Source organism: Brevibacterium pityocampae (assembly GCF_039541555.1).
Lineage (GTDB): Bacteria > Actinomycetota > Actinomycetes > Actinomycetales > Brevibacteriaceae > Brevibacterium > Brevibacterium pityocampae.
The window spans coordinates 566485-584362 of the sequence record NZ_BAABGL010000002.1 but is presented as its reverse complement, the minus strand read 5'-3'; the positions used below and the strand labels follow the sequence as shown (position 1 = coordinate 584362).

General features: G+C 72.0%; 17 protein-coding genes. 13 read left to right on the top strand and 4 right to left on the bottom strand.

Annotated elements, in window-relative coordinates:
- Positions 1–57: 57 nt before the first annotated feature.
- Both ABD883_RS03010 and ABD883_RS03005 read left to right on the top strand, forming a co-directional pair.
- On the top strand, positions 58–2268 hold the full coding sequence (locus ABD883_RS03010; RefSeq protein ID WP_345029689.1) for a helicase-associated domain-containing protein: 2211 nt from the start codon (positions 58–60) through the stop codon (positions 2266–2268).
- Positions 2265–3965, top strand: coding sequence for a DNA repair helicase XPB (locus ABD883_RS03005; RefSeq protein WP_137318920.1), 1701 nt, complete (start codon positions 2265–2267; stop codon positions 3963–3965). Before ABD883_RS03010 ends, ABD883_RS03005 begins: the two co-directional genes overlap by 4 nt.
- A gap of 24 nt (positions 3966–3989) precedes the next feature.
- Here ABD883_RS03005 and ABD883_RS03000 read toward each other — a convergent pair whose 3' ends face one another.
- A complete protein-coding gene (locus ABD883_RS03000) occupies positions 3990–5006 on the bottom strand; it encodes a DMT family transporter (RefSeq protein ID WP_345029686.1) in 1017 nt (338 codons plus the stop codon).
- A 180-nt stretch (positions 5007–5186) separates the two neighbouring features.
- On the opposite strand from ABD883_RS03000, the gene ABD883_RS02995 reads away from it, so the two are divergent.
- From ABD883_RS02995 to pspAB, 10 genes are all read left to right on the top strand, one after another.
- A complete protein-coding gene (locus ABD883_RS02995; RefSeq protein WP_247423320.1) occupies positions 5187–5741 on the top strand; it encodes a CGNR zinc finger domain-containing protein in 555 nt (184 codons plus the stop codon).
- A gap of 92 nt (positions 5742–5833) precedes the next feature.
- Complete coding sequence (locus ABD883_RS02990) at positions 5834–7573, top strand: FMN-binding glutamate synthase family protein (RefSeq protein WP_345029683.1); 1740 nt, start codon at positions 5834–5836, stop codon at positions 7571–7573.
- A gap of 102 nt (positions 7574–7675) precedes the next feature.
- Complete coding sequence (locus ABD883_RS02985; RefSeq protein ID WP_265808385.1) at positions 7676–8437, top strand: response regulator transcription factor; 762 nt, start codon at positions 7676–7678, stop codon at positions 8435–8437.
- 98 nt (positions 8438–8535) lie between these two features.
- On the top strand, positions 8536–10224 hold the full coding sequence (locus ABD883_RS02980) for a sensor histidine kinase (protein ID WP_345029811.1): 1689 nt from the start codon (positions 8536–8538) through the stop codon (positions 10222–10224).
- Positions 10221–11786, top strand: coding sequence for a S1C family serine protease (locus ABD883_RS02975; protein ID WP_345029679.1), 1566 nt, complete (start codon positions 10221–10223; stop codon positions 11784–11786). The genes ABD883_RS02980 and ABD883_RS02975 overlap by 4 nt, the downstream gene beginning before the upstream one ends.
- 151 nt (positions 11787–11937) lie before the next feature.
- Positions 11938–12228, top strand: coding sequence for a WXG100 family type VII secretion target (locus ABD883_RS02970; protein ID WP_345029676.1), 291 nt, complete (start codon positions 11938–11940; stop codon positions 12226–12228).
- 197 nt (positions 12229–12425) lie between these two features.
- Positions 12426–13235: a PspA/IM30 family protein gene (locus tag ABD883_RS02965; RefSeq protein ID WP_247423324.1), complete on the top strand. Its 810-nt coding sequence runs from the start codon at positions 12426–12428 to the stop codon at positions 13233–13235.
- Positions 13232–13516, top strand: a complete 285-nt coding sequence (gene pspAA / locus ABD883_RS02960; RefSeq protein ID WP_247423325.1) for a PspA-associated protein PspAA — start codon at positions 13232–13234, stop codon at positions 13514–13516. The genes ABD883_RS02965 and pspAA overlap by 4 nt, the downstream gene beginning before the upstream one ends.
- A 93-nt stretch (positions 13517–13609) precedes the next feature.
- A complete protein-coding gene (gene htpX / locus ABD883_RS02955; RefSeq protein WP_247423327.1) occupies positions 13610–14524 on the top strand; it encodes a zinc metalloprotease HtpX in 915 nt (304 codons plus the stop codon).
- An 11-nt stretch (positions 14525–14535) separates the two neighbouring features.
- Positions 14536–15114, top strand: coding sequence for a PspA-associated protein PspAB (pspAB, locus tag ABD883_RS02950; RefSeq protein WP_247423329.1), 579 nt, complete (start codon positions 14536–14538; stop codon positions 15112–15114).
- On the opposite strand, the gene ABD883_RS02945 is transcribed toward pspAB, so the two are convergent.
- The 3 genes from ABD883_RS02945 to ABD883_RS02935 all read right to left on the bottom strand — a co-directional run bounded on the left by ABD883_RS02945 (position 15115) and on the right by ABD883_RS02935 (position 17121).
- Positions 15115–15330, bottom strand: coding sequence for an RNA-binding S4 domain-containing protein (locus ABD883_RS02945; protein WP_247423331.1), 216 nt, complete (start codon positions 15328–15330; stop codon positions 15115–15117).
- A 109-nt stretch (positions 15331–15439) separates the two neighbouring features.
- Entirely contained in the window at positions 15440–16246 is an 807-nt protein-coding gene (locus tag ABD883_RS02940; protein ID WP_247423334.1) for a hypothetical protein, read from the bottom strand.
- A gap of 116 nt (positions 16247–16362) precedes the next feature.
- Positions 16363–17121 carry a TSUP family transporter gene (locus ABD883_RS02935; protein ID WP_247423336.1) on the bottom strand — a complete coding sequence of 253 codons (759 nt, stop codon included), beginning with the start codon at positions 17119–17121 and terminating at the stop codon, positions 16363–16365.
- A 39-nt stretch (positions 17122–17160) separates the two neighbouring features.
- On the opposite strand from ABD883_RS02935, the gene ABD883_RS02930 reads away from it, so the two are divergent.
- Positions 17161–17844 (top strand): DUF1707 SHOCT-like domain-containing protein, encoded by a 684-nt coding sequence (locus tag ABD883_RS02930; RefSeq protein ID WP_265808390.1) that lies wholly within the window; start codon positions 17161–17163, stop codon positions 17842–17844.
- The last annotated feature ends 34 nt before the right edge of the window (positions 17845–17878 follow it).

The window sequence follows — 17878 nt, the reverse complement described above, 5'->3', positions numbered from 1 at the left end:
GCACGGTGGCCCCGATCCCGCAGGCTCCACCATTGTAGCCGGACTACACTGGAGCGGATGCCTCAGCTCATCTCCTTCGCCTCCTGGCTCTCCCGCGCCGAGGACTCCTGGTTCCTCGCCGTGTGCGAGGCCCGGCCGGACCTCCTCCGCAGCGACACCCCCGACGCCGCGGCCCTGGCTGCGCGGGCCGCGACCCGGGCGGCCGTCGCCGCCGCCATCGAATCGCTCGACACCGAGCAGCTGCGCGCCGTCCACCGCGCGGCCGTGGCAGCCCGCGTCGATCCCGCGGTCCCCGCGTCCACCCTCGCCGCCGCGCCCGGGGTGCTCACCCGGCTGCTCGCACTCGGCCTCGTCTGGCCGGCCCAGGCCGAGCACATCGCGGACCCCCTGTCCGCCCCGCTCCTGCGGGTCCATGCGGAGACGGTCGGCCTGCTGCCGACCTCCGCGGCGGACCGCGCCCAGGACATCGACTGGCTCACCGCGCAGCGCCCGGTCCCGGTGGAACCGGTGCGGATCCCGGCCGCCCTCGTCTCCAATGCGCAGGCCGCGGCCGCCTCGGGCCTGCTGTCCGAGGTGCTCTCCCTCCTCGACGCCGTCGACGACGACCCGCCCTCCCAGCTCACGAGCGGCGGGGTGGGCAAGCGCGACGTCCAGCTCCGCGCCCGGGCCGCGCGCCTCGAGCCCGAGCATGCGGTGTTCCTCCTCGAGCTCGCCGGAGCCTCCGACCTGCTGGGGGTGGGCGGCTCCGACGTCGATCCGCAGTGGCTGCCGACGGCGCACTACGACGAGTTCCTCGCGCTGCCCGGCGCCGAGGCGCACGCGCGGCTGCTCACCACCTGGCTCACCGGCACCGTCGACACCACCCACGTGCTCGCCGGCCGGACTGGGCGCGGCGAGCGCGTCCACGCCCTGTCCTCGGCCGCCGGGCACGGCCGCCTCAACCCCTACGCGGGCTTCCCGTCCGCGCTCCCCCAGCTCCCCCTCCTCAAGCACCTCGTGCTCGCCGCGCTCCTCGCGGCCGCTCCCGCAGACGGCGCGGCGGACGCCGGTGCGATGACCGGCGGCGCAGATGCCGAGGACAGCGACGCCTGGGCGATCCCCGTCGACGCCCTGCTCGCACAGCTGCGCTGGGAGCGGCCGCTCGCCGCCGCACTGAGCCCCGGAACGCTGGCCCAGGTGCTCCGCGAGGCGCAGGCGTTCGGACTCGTGTGCTCCCCGCTCACCGCCCCGCACGCCTACGGGCTCACGGGATTCGGACGGCTCGCCGCACGTGCGCTCGTGACTGCGATGCGCGCCGCCGCGACGCCGGCCGGCTACGATCCGGCGCTCGTCGAGCTCGGGTCGGAGCTGCCTGCCCGGGTGGACGCCGCGCTCCCGGAGCTGCAGACCACCGTGCTCGTCCAGTCCGATCTCACCGCCGTCGCCGCCGGGCCGGTGGCGCCGCGCCTCCACGCGCAGCTCGACGACATCGCGCTGATCGAGGCGCGCGGGCAGGGGACCGTCTACCGGTTCACCGCCGATTCGGTGTCCCGCGCGCTCCAGCAGGGACGCTCCGCCGCGGACGTCCTCGCGTTCATCGAGCAGGTGTCCTCGACCGGCGTCCCGCAGCCGCTGCGCTTCCTCGTCGAGGAGGCCGCCGCGAAGCTCCACCGGGTGCAGGTCGCCCCGGCCCGCGCCGTCGTCGTCGTCGACCGGCCCGACGACCTCGACCCGCTGCTCGCCGACCCGCTGCTCGCCGGCGCCGGCCTCGAGCGCATCGCCCCCACCGTGGCGCTCGCGAAGGTCTCGCAGGACCGGCTCACCACGCTCCTCGAGGCGACCGGGCAGCCGATCGGCTCGCACAGCGCCGGGGCGGGCCCCCGGCCGCGCGCGGTCCGCCGCCGGCACTCCGGCGCCGTGGCCCGCAGCTCGCTGCGGATCCCCGCGGACGAGCGTCCCGCCTTCATCGCCGGCCTGCTGCGCGGCCGCACCGCTGCGGCTCCGGTGCAGGCGGGCGCGTCCCCGCTCAGCGTGCTCGACGTGCTGCGGGAGGCGCAGGCCGCCGGCCGCGCCGTCGAGGTCACCGTCGTCGGCGCCGACGGGGCGCGCCGACGCCTCGCACTGCGCCCCACGCAGATCACCGGCGGCCGCGTGCGCGGAGTGCGCCAGGCCGGCGGGCGCGCTACCGAGATCGCCCTCGCGGTGTCCCGGATCGCAGCGGCGGCTCCGCTCGATCCCCCTGCCGGGGAGCCGGACGGCGGACCGGCGGCCGAGGCGGGGCCGGCATGAGCGGCCCGCTCATCGTCCAGTCGGACCGGACGATCCTCCTCGAGGCCGCCCATCCGGACGCCGCCGAGGCGGCCGTCGCGATCGCGCCCTTCGCACAGCTCGCCCGCACCCCGGAGCACGTCCACACCTACACGATCACCCCGCTCGGGCTGTGGAACGCGCGCGCCAGCGGCCACGACGCGGAATCCGTCGTCGACACCCTGCTCGAGTTCGCCGGGCACCCGGTGCCGCACGAGGTGCTCCTCGACATCGTCGACATCATGGACCGGTTCGGCGTCCTCACCCTCGTCACCTCGCCCGTCCACGGGCTCGTCCTCACGAGCGCCCGCCCCGAGCTCCTCGACGATCTCGTCGGGCAGCCGGAGCTGGCCGGCATCCTCGGTGCCCGGATCGATGCGGGCACCGTCGCCGTCCACCCCTCCGAGCGCGGCGAGCTCAAGCACCGCCTGCTCAAGCTCGGCCACCCGGTGGCCGACCACGCCGGCTACGTCGACGGCGAGGCCCACAGCATCGCCCTCACCGCCGACGCCCCGGAGCCGGACCCGGAGGCCGAGGCGGCCGACGACGATGGGTCCGGGCCGGGGAGTCCGGCGCACTGGCACCTGCGCGACTACCAGCAGCGGGCGGTCGACTCCTTCCTCACCGGGGAATCCGGCGTCGTCGTGCTGCCGTGCGGGGCGGGCAAGACCGTGGTCGGCGCGGCGACGATGGCCGCCGTCGGCACGACCACACTCATCCTCGTGACGAACTCGGTGTCCGCCCAGCAGTGGAAGGCCGAGCTGCTGCGCCGCACCTCGCTCACCGCCGAGGAGATCGGCGAGTACTCGGGCACCGTCAAGGAGATCCGGCCGGTGACGATCGCGACCTACCAGGTCCTCACCACCCGCCGGAAGGGCTCCTACCTCCACCTCGAGCTGCTCGATGCGCGCGACTGGGGGCTCGTCGTCTACGACGAGGTCCACCTGCTGCCTGCTCCGGTGTTCCGCCTCACCGCGAGTCTGCAGGCGCGCCGCCGCCTGGGCCTCACCGCGACGCTCGTGCGCGAGGACGGGCGCGAGGAGGAGGTGTTCTCCCTCATCGGCCCCAAGCAGTTCGAGACGCCGTGGAAGGAGATCGAGAAGGCCGGCTACATCGCCCAGGCGACCTGCCACGAGGTGCGGGTGCGCCTGGATTCCGGCACCCGGATCGCCTACGCCCGGGCCGACGGCGAGGACCGCTACCGGCTCGCCGCCTGCTCGGATGCGAAGGTGCCTGTGGTCGAGGACCTCGTCGCCGCGCATCCGAGCGCCCAGGTGCTCGTCATCGGGCAGTACCTCGACCAGCTCGAGGAGCTCGGGGCCGCGCTCGGCGCGCCCGTCCTCACCGGGCAGACCCCGGTGAGCGAGCGCACCCGCCTGTTCGATGCCTTCCGGTCCGGGGAGGTGCGCGTGCTCGTCGTGTCGAAGGTCGCGAACTTCTCCGTCGACCTGCCCGAGGCGTCCGTCGCGATCCAGGTGTCCGGCGCCTTCGGCTCCCGGCAGGAGGAGGCGCAGCGCCTGGGCCGGATCCTGCGCCCCAAGGCGCACGCGGAGCCGGCGACCTTCTACACGGTCGTCGCCGCGGACACCGTCGACGAGCAGTTCGCCGCGCACCGTCGCCGGTTCCTCACCGAGCAGGGCTACGCGTACACGATCCACAACCACCCGTTCGAGGACTGAGCCTCCCGCCGGTCAGCCGGCAGCTCAGCCGTCGACGGCCCGGAGCTCCGGGCTCGCGGCATCCCCGGCGGCACGGGGGCCCGCCCCGGAGCTCGCGTCCTCGGCCGCGGTGACCTCGTCGACCACGACCTCGCGGACGGGGGCGCGGGACTCCCCGAGCTTGATGAATACGACGCCGGCGATGATGAACACGCCGCCGACGAGCTGCACGTAGCCGGGCAGCTCGGAGAGCACGAGCCAGGCGACGAGCACGGAGAACGGCACCTCGGTGAGGTTGACGAAGCTCGACACGGTCGCCCCGATCATCCGCAGGCCCATGACGCCGGTGAGGTAGGCCCCGGCGGTCGCGGCCGCGAGCAGCCCCACAGCGACCCACCACGGCACCTCGGCCCCGCCGAGGTCGACCGGGACGGAGGTGAAGGAGTACTCGAGGATCCCCGTGGGCCACAGCGCGAGCATGACACCGGCACCCACACCCATGCCGAGCCCGGTCAGGGCGACGGGCGGGATGTCGATGTCGGCCTTCGCCCCGATGAGGAAGTAGGCGCACAGGCACACCGCGGCGCCGAGCGCCAGGAGCACCGCGCCGAGGTGGAGCTCGGCCCCGCGCGGGTCGAGGATGAGCACGAGCCCGAGCATCGCGGTGACCATGCCGGCGAAGGTCGCCGGTGCCGGGCGGCTGCCGGTGCGCATCCACACCCAGAACACGATCATCAGCGGTGCGGTCATCTCGAGCAGCAGCGCGACGGCCACGGTGAGGTGCTCGACGGCGAGGAAGTAGAGGAGCTGCACGCCGACGATCGCGACGACGCCGTAGACGACGACGATGCGCCAGTGCGCGCGCACCGCGCCCCAGCGTCCGCGCATCGCGACGACGGTGGGAACGGCGAGCACGATCGCGCAGCCGAGCAGGCGGAGGAGCACCACCGCGCCGGGCGTCCAGCCGACCGCGTACATCGCCTTGGCCACGGGGCCGGATGCGGCGAACAGGAACGACGACAGGAGGGTCAGGGCGAGACCCAGCGCGACCTGCTGCTTCATGGTGTCCTCCTCACGGGATGATGGGGAGTGATCTGCATCACTCACGAGTGTTCGACATTTGACTCATGACAGAGCCCCGCCGGATCTCAGTAGACACGATCCCTGGCTCATGAGTCAAATGCGTGATGCGCCTGACATCTGCTGCGCCCGGGAAGGCCCGCCCGGTAGACTGGTCCGACCATGACCTTCACCTACGAGGCGCGCTCCAACCTGCTCATGCTCGTCGACCTGGTCAACAGCGGCCGCCGGGACGTCGAGGACCTCCCCGACCCCGCATCGCTCACCGAATTCGTGCGCACCCACGGCTTCTCCGGCCCGCTCACCGGGACCGCGACGGAACTCGAGCGGGTGCACGCGGTCCGCTCGGAGTTCGCCACGGTGTTCGGCGCGGACTCCGTCGAATCGGTCGTCGCCCTCGTCAACGCCACCCTGCTGCGATGCAATGCGCTCCCCCAGCTCGTCGACCACGACGACTGGGGCTGGCACCTCCACGCGGTGGCGCAGACCGCGCCGCTCGCCGACCGGATCGCGATCGACATCGCTCTCGTGCTCGTCGACGTCGTCCGCGACGGGGAGCTCTCCCGCCTCCAGCACTGCGCCGCCGAGGACTGCGACGCAGTGTTCGTCGACTTCTCCCGCAACCGCTCGAAGCGGTACTGCGACGTCGGCAACTGCGGCAACCGGGCCCACGTCGCGGCCTACCGCAGACGGCAGGAGGCCGCCGAGGCCGGTTGAACCGGACGGGCAGGGCGCCTTGTGCCGCACGGTCGGCACCGGCGCGGACCCGGCCCGGTGACCGCGCCGGAGCACCGGCGTAGGCTGGTCCCATGGTCGCCATCGCCGTGTTCGTCGCACTCCTCGCCCTGGTCGCCGCCTCCGTCCTGCTGGCGGTGGTCGTCTCCGCCTGGTGGTGGCTGCTCGCCGGCCCCGCGATCCTCCTCCTCGTCCTCGGCATCATCGACATCACCCAGCGCGAGCGCGCGATCCTGCGGAACTTCCCGGTGATCGGCCGCGGCCGGTACCTCATGGAGACGATCCGGCCGATGATCCAGCAGTACTTCGTCGAGCGGAACTACGACGGCAAGCCCTTCGACCGCGATGTCCGGCTCCTCGTCTACGAGCGCGCCGCCGGCACCCACTCGGTCAAGTCCTTCGGCACCGAGCTCGAGGTGCGCTCCCCGGGATACGAGTACCTCGTCCACTCGGTCCAGCCCGGCCGGATCCCCGAGGGCGAGCATCGCGTGCGCCTCGGCGGTCCCCAGTGCACCCTGCCCTACGACGCCTCGCTGCTGAACATCTCCGCGATGAGCTTCGGCTCCCTGTCGAAGAACGCCGTGCTCGCGATGAACCGGGGTGCGGCCAAGGGCGGCTTCCTCCACGACACCGGGGAGGGCGGCCTGACGAAATACCACCTCGGCGCGGGCACCGATCTCCTGTGGGAGTTCGGCAGCGGCTATTTCGGCTGCCGCGACGCGGACGGGAACTTCTCCCCCGAGGAGTTCGCCGCCAAGGCCCGGCTCGACGAGGTCAGGGCCGTCTCCATCAAGCTCTCGCAGGGCGCCAAGCCCGGCCTCGGCGGGGTGCTGCCCGGGGACAAGGTCACCCCGGAGATCGCCGAGGCGCGCGGTGTGCCCGTGGGCATGGACTGCATCTCCCCGCCCGGGCACTCGGCGTTCGGCACCCCGACGGAGATGATGGAGTTCATCGCGCAGCTGCGCGAGCTCTCCGGCGGCAAGCCGATCGGCTTCAAGCTCTGCGTCGGCATGCGTCGGGACTTCCTCGCCCTGTGCAAGGCGATGCTCGCCACCGGCATCCTGCCCGACTTCATCATCGTCGACGGCGCGGAGGGCGGCACCGGGGCGGCCCCGCTCGAGTATGAGGACCACATGGGCACGCCGCTCGCCGAGGGCCTCCACATCGTCCACAACGCGCTCATGGGCTGCGGCCTGCGGGAGCACATCCGGATCGGCGCGGCCGGCAAGATCGCGAGCGGCCACGACATCGTGCGGCTGCTCATCCAGGGCGCCGACTTCTGCATGTCGGCGCGCGCGATGATGATGGCCGTCGGCTGCATCCAGGCCCAGAAGTGCCACACCAACCACTGCCCCACGGGCGTGGCCACGCAGGACCCCAAGCTCGCCCGCGGGCTCGACGTCCCCTCGAAGTCCGAGCAGGTCTACAACTACCACCGGGCGACGATCGAGGAGACCAAGCAGATGCTCTCCACGCTCGGGGTGTCCGGCCCCGAGGAGCTCGACCTGCGGATGCTGCGCCGCCGCATCTCGCAGACCGAGGTGGTGACCTATCAGACGCTCTACAACTGGCTGCGCCACGGCGAGCTCCTCAGCGACCCGCCGCGCGGCTGGGCGGCGGACTGGAACGCCGCCTCGGCCGACCGGTTCGGCCCGGACCCCCGCCTCCGCGGCGCCCGCTACTCCCCCGACCGGAACCGCGACGGGATCCCCGATGTCGGCCTCGACGACGCGCCCGTCGGGACCTCCGGATCGCCGATCGAGGGCCGCGACATCATCCAGGACTCACCGGACGACGGGAGCTACCATGCGTGAATCCCACCCCCGGGTCGCGCATCGTCCTAGATATGACTCACATCACATTCATGCTCAGTCGACATCCAGCCGACTACCAGATTCGGGGAGCATACTCGGACCATGAACACGACTCACCATGAAGCCCAGGACGTCGAGGCCACCCTCCTCGTCGTCGACGACGAGCCCAACATCCGCGAGCTGCTCTCGACCAGCCTCCGCTTCGCCGGATTCGACGTGGTGTCCGCGGCGAACGGCACCGAGGCGCTGCGCCTGGCCGAGCAGACCGAGCCCGATCTCCTCGTCCTCGACGTCATGCTGCCGGACATGGACGGCTTCACCGTCACCCGCCGCCTGCGCCAGGCCGGCCGCCACATCCCGGTCGTCTTCCTCACCGCGCGCGACGACACCTCCGACAAGATCACCGGCCTCACGGTGGGCGGCGACGACTACGTCACCAAGCCGTTCTCCCTCGAGGAGGTCGTCGCCCGCATCCGCGCGGTGCTGCGCCGCACGCACAGCCTCGAGGAGGAGGAGACCGCGGTCATCGAGGTCGGCGAGCTCGAGCTCGACGACGACACCCACGAGGTGCGCCGCGGGGGCATCCTCATCGACCTCTCCCCCACCGAGTTCAAGCTCCTGCGCTACCTCATGCTCAACGCGAACCGCGTGCTGTCGAAGGCGCAGATCCTCGACCACGTGTGGGAGTACGACTTCGGCGGCGACACGGGCATCGTCGAGTCCTACATCTCCTACCTGCGCCGCAAGATCGACACCGCGCCCACCACGGACGAGGCGGGCAACCCGGTCGAGCTCACGTGGACCCCGATGATCCAGACCAAGCGCGGTGTGGGATACATGCTCCGCACGCCCGAGCAGAAGTAGGCGACCGAGCCATCTCCACCCCCGTCAGACACAGCCGCAGGGACCGGACGGTCATCTGGGAGGAGTGGTCGCTCACGACCAAGCTCCTCTCGATCATGATGACCCTCATGGTGCTCGTGCTGTCCGGCACGAGCGCCTGGGTCCTCGAGAACCTCCGCGCGAGCCTCATCGAGCGCACCGACCAGCGGCTCATCCAGGCCTCCGAGGCGCTCGCGATCCAGGCCGCCGACCAGGTGCTCGTGCCCTCCCCGCTGCGCACTCCGGAGTCCACCACGCCCTCGGAGGACTCGCTGCGCAACCTGCTCCCCGGCTCGTACTACGTGCAGTTCTACACCACCGACGGCGAACGGATCTACGAACCGGTGGCCCCGGAGCCGGACAACACCCCGCGCCTGCCGACGATCGACACCGACACGGTCACGACGATGCAGGGACGGCCGTTCACCGTCAACGGCACCGGCTCCCAGTGGCGGGTGCGGGCGCTCACCGTGAGCAACTCCGACCTCCTCGTCGCGATCGCGGTGCCCTTCGACCGCGAGGTCGACGCGATCAGCGAGCGCGCCCGCAACACCATGGTCGGGATCGGCCTGCTCGCGCTCGCGCTCGTCGCCGGGGTCGGGTACTTCGCCATCACCAACACCTTCCGCCCGCTCAAGGCGATCGAGGAGACCGCCTCCCGGATCGCCGCCGGGGACCTCAGCCAGCGCGTGTCGACGTACCCGCCGGGCACGGAGCTCGGCCGGCTGTCCGCGGCGCTCAACACCATGCTCGGCCGGATCGAGGACTCCTTCGACGGGCAGACCCGCTCGGAGAAGCGGATCCGCCAGTTCGTGTCCGACGCATCCCACGAGCTGCGCACCCCGCTCGTGACGATCCGCGGCTACGCCGAGCTCTACCGGCAGGGTGCGGTCACCGACCCGGAGCACATCGCCCAGGCGATGAGCCGGATCGAGGCCGAGGCGAAGCGCATGGGGGTGCTCGTCGAGGACCTCGTGCTGCTCGCCCGGATGGACGAGCTGCGGCAGACTGAGACCGGTCCGGTGGACCTCGGGGCAATCGTCCGCGACGCCGCCGCGGACGCCGCCGCGCAGGACCCCGACCGGGACATCGCCTTCATCGGGCTCGACGGCGAGGACGCCCGCCCGGTGCCGTCGGTCATCGGCTCCGACGCCAAGCTCCGGCAGGTCATCGTCAACCTCGTCGGCAACGCCGTGCGGCACACGCCGCCGCAGACCGCGATCGAGTTCGCCGTCGGCGTCGTCGGCCTGCCCGAGCCCGCCGCCGAGCCCGAGGAGTCCAAGCCGGAGCGCGGCTTCGTCACCGGGCCGGTGCGGATCTTCCGCCGCGAGTCGAGCGAGGAGCGCAAGCAGAGCGCGGAGAAGAAGAAGGCCGCCCGGGCCGAGGAGCGCGCCCGCACCCGCACCGGCGAGCAGGCCATCGTGCCCGATGTGTCGGCCACCGGCGGGGTGAGCGTGAGCGAGAACCTCCGCGGGTTCCCCGCCGGCCGCGTCCGCTTCGAGGTGCGCGACCACGGCGAGGGCATCGACCCGGACCTCGCGCCGCGGATCTTCGAGCGGTTCTACCGCCTCGACTCCTCGCGCAACCGCGACACCGGCGGCTCCGGCCTGGGCCTGTCGATCGTCAAGGCGATCGTCGAGTCCCACCGCGGAGAGATCTCCGTGCACCCGACCCCGGGAGGCGGTGCGACGTTCCGCGTCGACCTCCCCATCCCCCCGCAGGACACCCCCGATGAGGACAGCGAGCCGATGAGAAAGGACCACCCATGAGCGACGATCCCCAGCGCCCCGGACCCGGAGACCCCCGACAGTCCGGATACGGGCAGCACACCCCCGGGTACGCCTCCGGTCCCGGCCGGCATGCCGAACCGCAGCGCCCGACCTTCGGGTCTCCCACTGCTCCTGCCGGGCCCTCGGGTCAGCAGGGCTACAGTCAGCAGTCCCCGGGTCAGGAGTCCCCGGGTCAGCAGGGTCAGCCCGGCCGGCAGGGCTACGGCCGACCCGGTTCGGGACAGTCCGCACCGGCCGGACAGCCGGGCCACGGACAGCAGGGCGGGGCGCCGGGATACGGCCAGCAGTACAAACAGCAGGGCGGCACCCGGCCGGGCTACGGCTCCGCGGGAGCCCCCGCCGCCGGCACGACCTCCACCGGCACTGCGGTCGGCACCACAGCACACGCCGGACCGGCCGGCTCCGGCCCGGCGTCGCCGGCTCCCGCCTCGGGACCGGGGCGCGGCCGCCGCGGACCGGGCTGGCTCCCGCTCCTCGCCCTCACCCTCGTCGCCGCGCTCATCGGCGGAGCGATCGGCGTCGGCACCGCGTTCTTCCTCGATGCGCAGAACGATCGGCAGTCGCAGGAGGAGGTGACGATCGAGACCCCGGACTGGACCGCGATCTCCGCTGAGGCCACGCAGAGTGTCGTCGCGATCCAGGTGGGCGTCAACGGCCAGATGTCCGGTGTGGGCTCCGGGTTCGTCTACGGCGACCAGGGCTACATCATTACGAACAACCACGTCGTCGCCGCCGCGGACACCGCCGGCGGCGAGGTCCAGGTGGTGACGAACAGCGGCGCGATGGTGAGCGCCTCGATCGTCGGCCGCGACCCGGAGACGGACATCGCCGTCCTCCAGCTCGACCAGCAGCCCGAGGGCCTCACCCCGCTGCCGGTGGGCGACTCCTCGGCGATGCAGGTGGGCGACCCGGTGATGGCGCTCGGCAACCCGCTCGGGCTCGCCGACACCGTGACCACGGGCATCGTGTCCGCGCTCAACCGCCCGGTCACCACCTCGAACATCGGCGAGAACCCCTCGGAGGAGGACATCGCGCTGACGATCACCAATGCGATCCAGACCGACGCCGCGATCAACCCGGGCAACTCCGGCGGACCGCTCGTCAACGGCCAGGGCGAGGTCATCGGCGTGAATTCCTCGACGGCGACCCTGCAGCAGCCGGGCTCCGGCGGGCAGAGCGGCTCGATCGGCATCGGCTTCGCGATCCCGATCTCCCAGGCGACGAACATCGCCGACCAGCTCATCTCCACCGGCGAGGCCAAGCACCCGCACCTCGGCGTGAGCATCACCTCCGGCGAGGTCGAGAGCGGCGGGATCTCCCGCGGTTCGGCGGTCGTCTCCGCTGTGGAGAGCGGCTCCTCGGCGGACCAGGCCGGCATCCAGCAGGGCGATCACATCGTCGCGGTCAACGACACCCCGGTGAATTCGAGCGTGTCGCTCCAGGCGATCATCCGCGCGCAGGCGGTCGGCGACACCGTCACCCTCACCATCGTGCGCGGCGGCTCGGAGACGAACGTGCAGACGACGCTCGGCGAGAGCTGAGGCCGGGACCGGAGGTCACAGGCGCACCGACGCGTGCGAGCCGGGGGCTGTGGACGACGCGGAGTCGTCCACAGCCCCCGGCCGTGCCTGGCGCGGCGGCGCTGCGGCGGCGGAGCCTGGGAGCACCATCCCGCCACCCCAGGAGGACCCGATGTCCCTGTTCGAAGTCGATTCCGAGCGCGTCCTCGCCACCGCCGCCACCGCATCCGAGTCGGTGACCGTGCTCGGCGGCGAGGTCGACCAGCTGCTCCACCACCTCCGCACCCTCAACGAGTGCTGGCGCGGCAGCGCCGCACAGAACTTCACCGCGGTCGTCGACGACTGGGAGGCCGTGCAGCGCCGCGTCCACGAGTCGCTCGCCTCGATCAAGGAGGCGCTCCAGCTCGCCGGCCGGCAGTACAGCGAGGTCGAGGAGGCGAACACCCGGCTCTTCATGCGCTGAGCGCCGGGAGACCCGCGCGGTGGGCGCCGCCGCCTGGTGCCGCGCAGCGCGGGCCCGGCGCGGATCTCGGCGGAAATTTCCAGACTCACGCAGTAGTGTGGACCGGGACAGCACGCGCGACCGAGCGTCGTGGCCGCCGGTGTTCCCCGGCCCGCGCCCACGGCTCTCCGACCGGCTCCGAAGGAGACTCCCTGAGCATGAGCATTTTCAAACGCATCGCCATGATTTTCGGCGCCAAGGCGAACTCGGCCCTCGACAAGGCCGAGAACCCCAACGAGACCCTCGACTACTCGTACCAGAAGCAGCTCGAGCTCCTGCAGAAGGTGCGCCGCGGGGTCGCGGACGTGGCGACGAGCCGCAAGCGCCTCGAGCTCCAGATCGGCCAGCTCGAGCAGCAGCAGTCGAAGCTCCAGTCGCAGGCGCAGAAGGCCCTCGAGGTCAACCGCGAGGACCTCGCCCGCGAGGCGCTCACCCGGAAGTCCGGCCTGTCCCAGCAGATCGCCGACCTCCAGACGCAGCACCAGAACCTCCAGGCCGAGGAGCAGAAGCTCACCACCGCCTCGCAGCGCCTGCAGGCCAAGGTCGACGCCTTCCGCACCCGCAAGGAGACGATCAAGGCGACGTACACCGCCGCGGAGGCGCAGACGAAGATCGGCGAGGCCTTCACCGGCATCTCCGAGGAGTTCGGCGACGTCGGGCTCGCGATCCAGCGCGCCGAGGACAAGACCGCCCAGCTCCAGGCCCGCGCCGGCGCCGTCGACGAGCTCATCGCCTCCGGCGCGCTCGACGACATGACCGGCACCGCGAAGGACGACATCTCCGCCCAGCTCGACGCGCTGTCGAGCGACAACGACGTGGAGATGGAGCTCGCCCGGATGCGCGACTCGCTGCCGAGCGGCAGCGGCGGCGCCCGCCGTCCCGCCCTCGAGGCCGAGGACGCGGAGATCGCCGACCCGGCCCAGGGCACCGCGGAGGGCACCGTCGACGGCCGCGGAGGTGCGCAGTGATCGTCCGCATCATGGGTGAGGGCCAGTTCGACGTCGCCGACGTCGAGCAGGACACCCTGCAGAAGTACGACGCCGAGGTCGAGGAGGCCGTCGAGTCCGGCGATGCCGACCACGTCCACCGGGCGCTCGAGACGCTCCGCCAGTACATCTACGACCACGCGCAGCCGGTCTCCGAGGACTTCCTCGGCGGGTCCGACATCGTCATCCCCTACCCGGATGCCGAGATCGACGACATCCGCCGGCTGCTCACCGGCGAGGGCTTCCTCCCCGACCCCGCCTGAGCCCGCGGCGCGCGGGTCCCTGCGCGCCACCGTCCGCCGCCCCGGCACCGGCCGGGGCGGACCGCAACCACAGGAAGCAGGCCGCTCGTCTCCATGGCCACCTCGCGATTCATCAAGGACCGCGGACTGTCGTTCCGCATGGGCGTCACCGTGTTCCTCAACGGGCTGATCTACGTCGTCCTCATCCTCGCGATCTGGTGGATCCTGGGGCGGAGCACGGCCGGGGCGATCCTGGCGCTCCTCATCAGCGTCGGGATCTTCTTCTTCCAGTGGTACTTCTCCGACTCGATCGCGCTCAAGTCGATGCGGGCGCGCGTCGTCACGCCGGAGGAGGCGCCCGAGCTCCACGTCATGGTCGACCGGCTGTGCCAGCTCGCCGACTCGACGAAGCCGCGGGTGGCGTACTCCGACTCCCCCGTGCCCAACGCCTTCGCCACCGGGCGCTCGCCCCAGCACTCCGTGGTGTGCGTGACGCGCGGCCTGCTCGAGCAGCTCGAGCCCGCGGAGGTCGAATCGGTGCTCGCCCACGAGCTCTCCCACGTCGCGCACCGCGACGTCACGGTGATGACGGTCGCCGGGGTCACCGGTGTGGTCGCCGGGCTGATGATGCGCAGCTTCCTCTACTCCGGCGGGCGCGGCCGGGGAAACTCGAACACCGGCGGCATCCCGATCCAGCTCGCCATGATGCTCGTCGGCGTCGTCGTCTACGCCCTGAGCTTCGTCCTCATCCGGGTGCTCTCCCGCTACCGGGAGCTCGCCGCGGACCGTGCGGCCGCCTACCTCACCGGCAGCCCCTCGACGCTCGCCTCGGCACTGACGAAGATCAGCGGTGAGATGGGCCGGATCCCCGCGCAGGATCTCCGCGCCGCCTCCGGCGCGAACCACCTGGCGCTCGTCCCGGCGATCAACGGCCGCGACGTCGTGCAGCTGCTGAGCACGCACCCCAGCCTGGAGCAGCGCCTCGCCCAGCTCCAGCGGATCTCCGAGGACCTCTCCCGCCCGATGTGAAAGGGGTCCCGATGGGATTCTTCGACGCCCTGCTCGGCCGCAGCACGCCCAAGAAGGCCAATCTCGACGACCTGTTCGCGCTGCCGCCGGCGGTCCTCACGCTCGAGGCGGCGACGGGCATGCGTCCCACCGGCACCGCGGCCGTGGCGTTCCGCGAGGTCGAGGGCGGCGCGTTCGCGCAGGTCGAGCAGGAGAGCCGGGCGCTCATCGCCAAGGACCCCGACTGCACGGTGCGGCAGGAGAACGACGGCTTCGGGTACACGTGGCAGGTCATCAGCGAGGCGCAGGCGAACACCTCGAACCTCGTCACCAACGTCCACGCGGTGAATTCCTCGCTGGAGAACCAGGGGTTCGGGCCGATGCTCCTGTGCTCGGCGCTCTACCTCGCCGATGCCGAGGGCACCCGCGCCGCACTCATCTACCTCTACAAGCGCGGCACCTTCTACCCGTTCGTGCAGACCGGGCCGCACCGGCGCGACACCGCGCTCGAGATCCAGATCCGCGGCATCGTGTCCGGCGAGCTCACCGTCGAGCCCGACCTCTCGAAGTGGTCGCCGGTGTGGGACGCCCCCGGGATGACCGGGCAGTAGCTATTCCGCGCGGACCACGGTGAAGGAGATGCCGAGGACGGACACGGTGTCGCCGGGCGTGATGCTCCGGCCGCGCCGGGTGTCGACCTCGCCGTTGACGCTGACCTCGCCGCCGGCGATGAGCTGCTTGGCGAGCGCTCCGTTCTCGGCCACTCCGTGGAGCTTGAGGACCTGACCGAGGGTGATGCTGTCGTCCCGGATCTCGACTGACTCCATGCGGGTGCTGACCTTCCGGACTCGGGTCCGCCGGTGCAGGATGCGTGCGGCGGGGACATGCATGCGGTGCTTCAAGGGTAGCGCCCGCCACGTCTGCGCGCCCGGGGGCTCAGAACCCGAAGTCGAATCCGCCGCCCATGTCGCCCATGTCCTCGCCGAAGCCGCCGCCCATGTCCTCGCCGCCGCCCTCGCCGGCACCGAGGCCGTCCTGGTAGCCCTCGCCGTAGGAGCCGTCCCAGCCGCCGCCGAAGCCGCCGAACATCATCGCGCCCATGAGGACGCCGGGCAGCAGGCCAGAGCCGGCGTAGGAGTTGAAGTAGCCGCGGTTGTACTCGGCGTAGGCCGGACCGGCCTCCCAGTAGGCGCGGCGGGTGCGCCCGTCACCGGTGACGACCTTGCGGACCGCGGGCTCCGCGCCCACGGCGACGCGCTCGGCGTCGGCCGCGCACACGGGCACGGGACGGGGCCGGCCGCCGACGGGCGCCCAGTCGATGTCCTGCATCGAGGGGCCGTGCTGGGGGTTGAAGAAGCAGGGCGGGCGGCGCACCGGAAGGGGCTTGCCCTCGACGCGGGCGCGCACGCACTTGGCGGCGTAGCGGCCGTCCTCGATCGCCTCGGTGACGTGGCGGATGTCCTCCGGGTCGTCGACCCTGTCGAGGGTCTCCTTGGCGGTGTCGTAGGCGTCGATCGCCCGCTGGTAGTCCTGGCGGCCGCCCTCGTCGAGCTCGACCCCGGCGGTGACGATGTCGAGGTCGGCGACCTCCTCGCCGTAGGCGGTGACGTCCTCGGCGGCGGTGCCCCTGACGAGCTCGAGCTCCGCCCTGCGCTGTTCGAGTGCCCGGTTCCGCTCCCGTCGCGAGCCGACGTAGAAGGCCACGCCGACGATGACGAGCAGGGCCACGAACACGTATCCCATTGCGTACCTCTCCATGGTGTTGACGGATCGAGCGGACTGCCTCGATTATCCGTGGTCAACCTGGCAGCGATCTGTGCCCCACCTGCACTGCGGCCCGGTATCGAGCCCCGGGCGGCTCAGCGGCCGGCGAGCTCGGTGAGTCCGATGACGAGCGTGAGGATGCCGCCGCCGAACGCGAGGGCGATCATGATGATCCGGGCGATGTGCACCGGCATGACGCGGGACAGGAACTCCCCGGCCACCTGGCCGAGCACGAGGGCGGCGATGATCGCGGCCCAGATCCCGATCTCGAGCTGCGGCACCGCGTGCGCCCCGTCGAACAGGATCTTCGCCGCGATCGCGCCGATCCCGGCGATGATGAAGTACGGCTGCAGGGTCGCCGCGAAGCTGCGCTGGTCCCAGCGCGTCATGATCGCGTAGACGCTCACGGCCGGGCCGCCGACCCCGGCGGAGCCGCTCATGAAGCCGGAGAAGAACCCGGCCGTCGCGGTCCGCGCGGTGGTGGGCTCGATCGGCGGGGCGTAGCGGCTGCCGAGGAGCGAGGCGGACAGCGCGGCGACGATGAGCAGGCCGATGAACACGTGGACCGCCCAGCCGGGCATCACCGTGGTGAGGAGCGCTCCCGGCACGGTCCCCAGCAGCGCGCCGACGGCGAGCACCCACACTCGCGGCCATCGGATCTCCCGGAAGGTCCGGGCCATGACGATCGAGGAGGACACGACGCCGCAGAAATTGACGAGCACGACGCCGGGCACGGGTTCGAGGAGGACGACGAGGAACGGCCCGGCGACGAGCGCGAAGCCCATCCCGGTGGTCCGCTGCATGAGCGCTCCGACGAACACGAAGAGCACGATGAGCACGACGACGGGATCCACGCTCTCGATGGTAGCCGGGGACGGGGGTAGTCTGGGCGCATGGCTCTCGACAGCTCCGCCTGGTCGTCCTTCAGCGCGGACCCGCGCGCCGAGGGCGGCCTGCGGGCGTCCGACGCGGACCGCAATGCGGTGTTCGAGATCCTCAACGCCGCGCTCGCCGAAGGACTCCTCGACATCGCCGAGCACGGCGAGCGGCTCGACGCCGCCGCCGGCCTGCGCCGGCTCGGCGAGGCCGTGCCGCTCGTCGAGGACCTCATCCGGCCCGACGGCGGACCGCCCGGCAGCGGCACCCTGGTGCGCCCGGAGCTCGAGGCGCTCGACGAGTACTCCGGCATCCCGACCACGCCCGAGGCGATCGACGCCGCGGCGGTCGAGCTGTACCGGGAGGACGTGCGGAAGGCGATCGTCGGAGCGGCCACCCCGTCCCTCATCACCGTGCTCATCTGGGCGGTGACGTGCTTCGTCGCCGGCAGTCTGATCTTCTTCTGGCCGGCCTTCGTCATCCTCGGCACCGGGATCAGCGTCATCACCACCGTGTCCTCGCGGAGCTCGATCATCCGCAGGCGGCGGGAGATGCTCACCACCCGGGCGCGCGCCCGGCTGGGCGATCCCCGTGCGCAGGCCGAGATCGAATCGAACCCGAGCGCGTTCCGCTACGAGCCGCGCTCCACCCGCGCCGACCGCCGCGCGCGCCGCCGGGAGATCGACCGCCGGCTCGAGTGAGCGCGGCCGGTGCAGGTACCGCACCGATGAATGC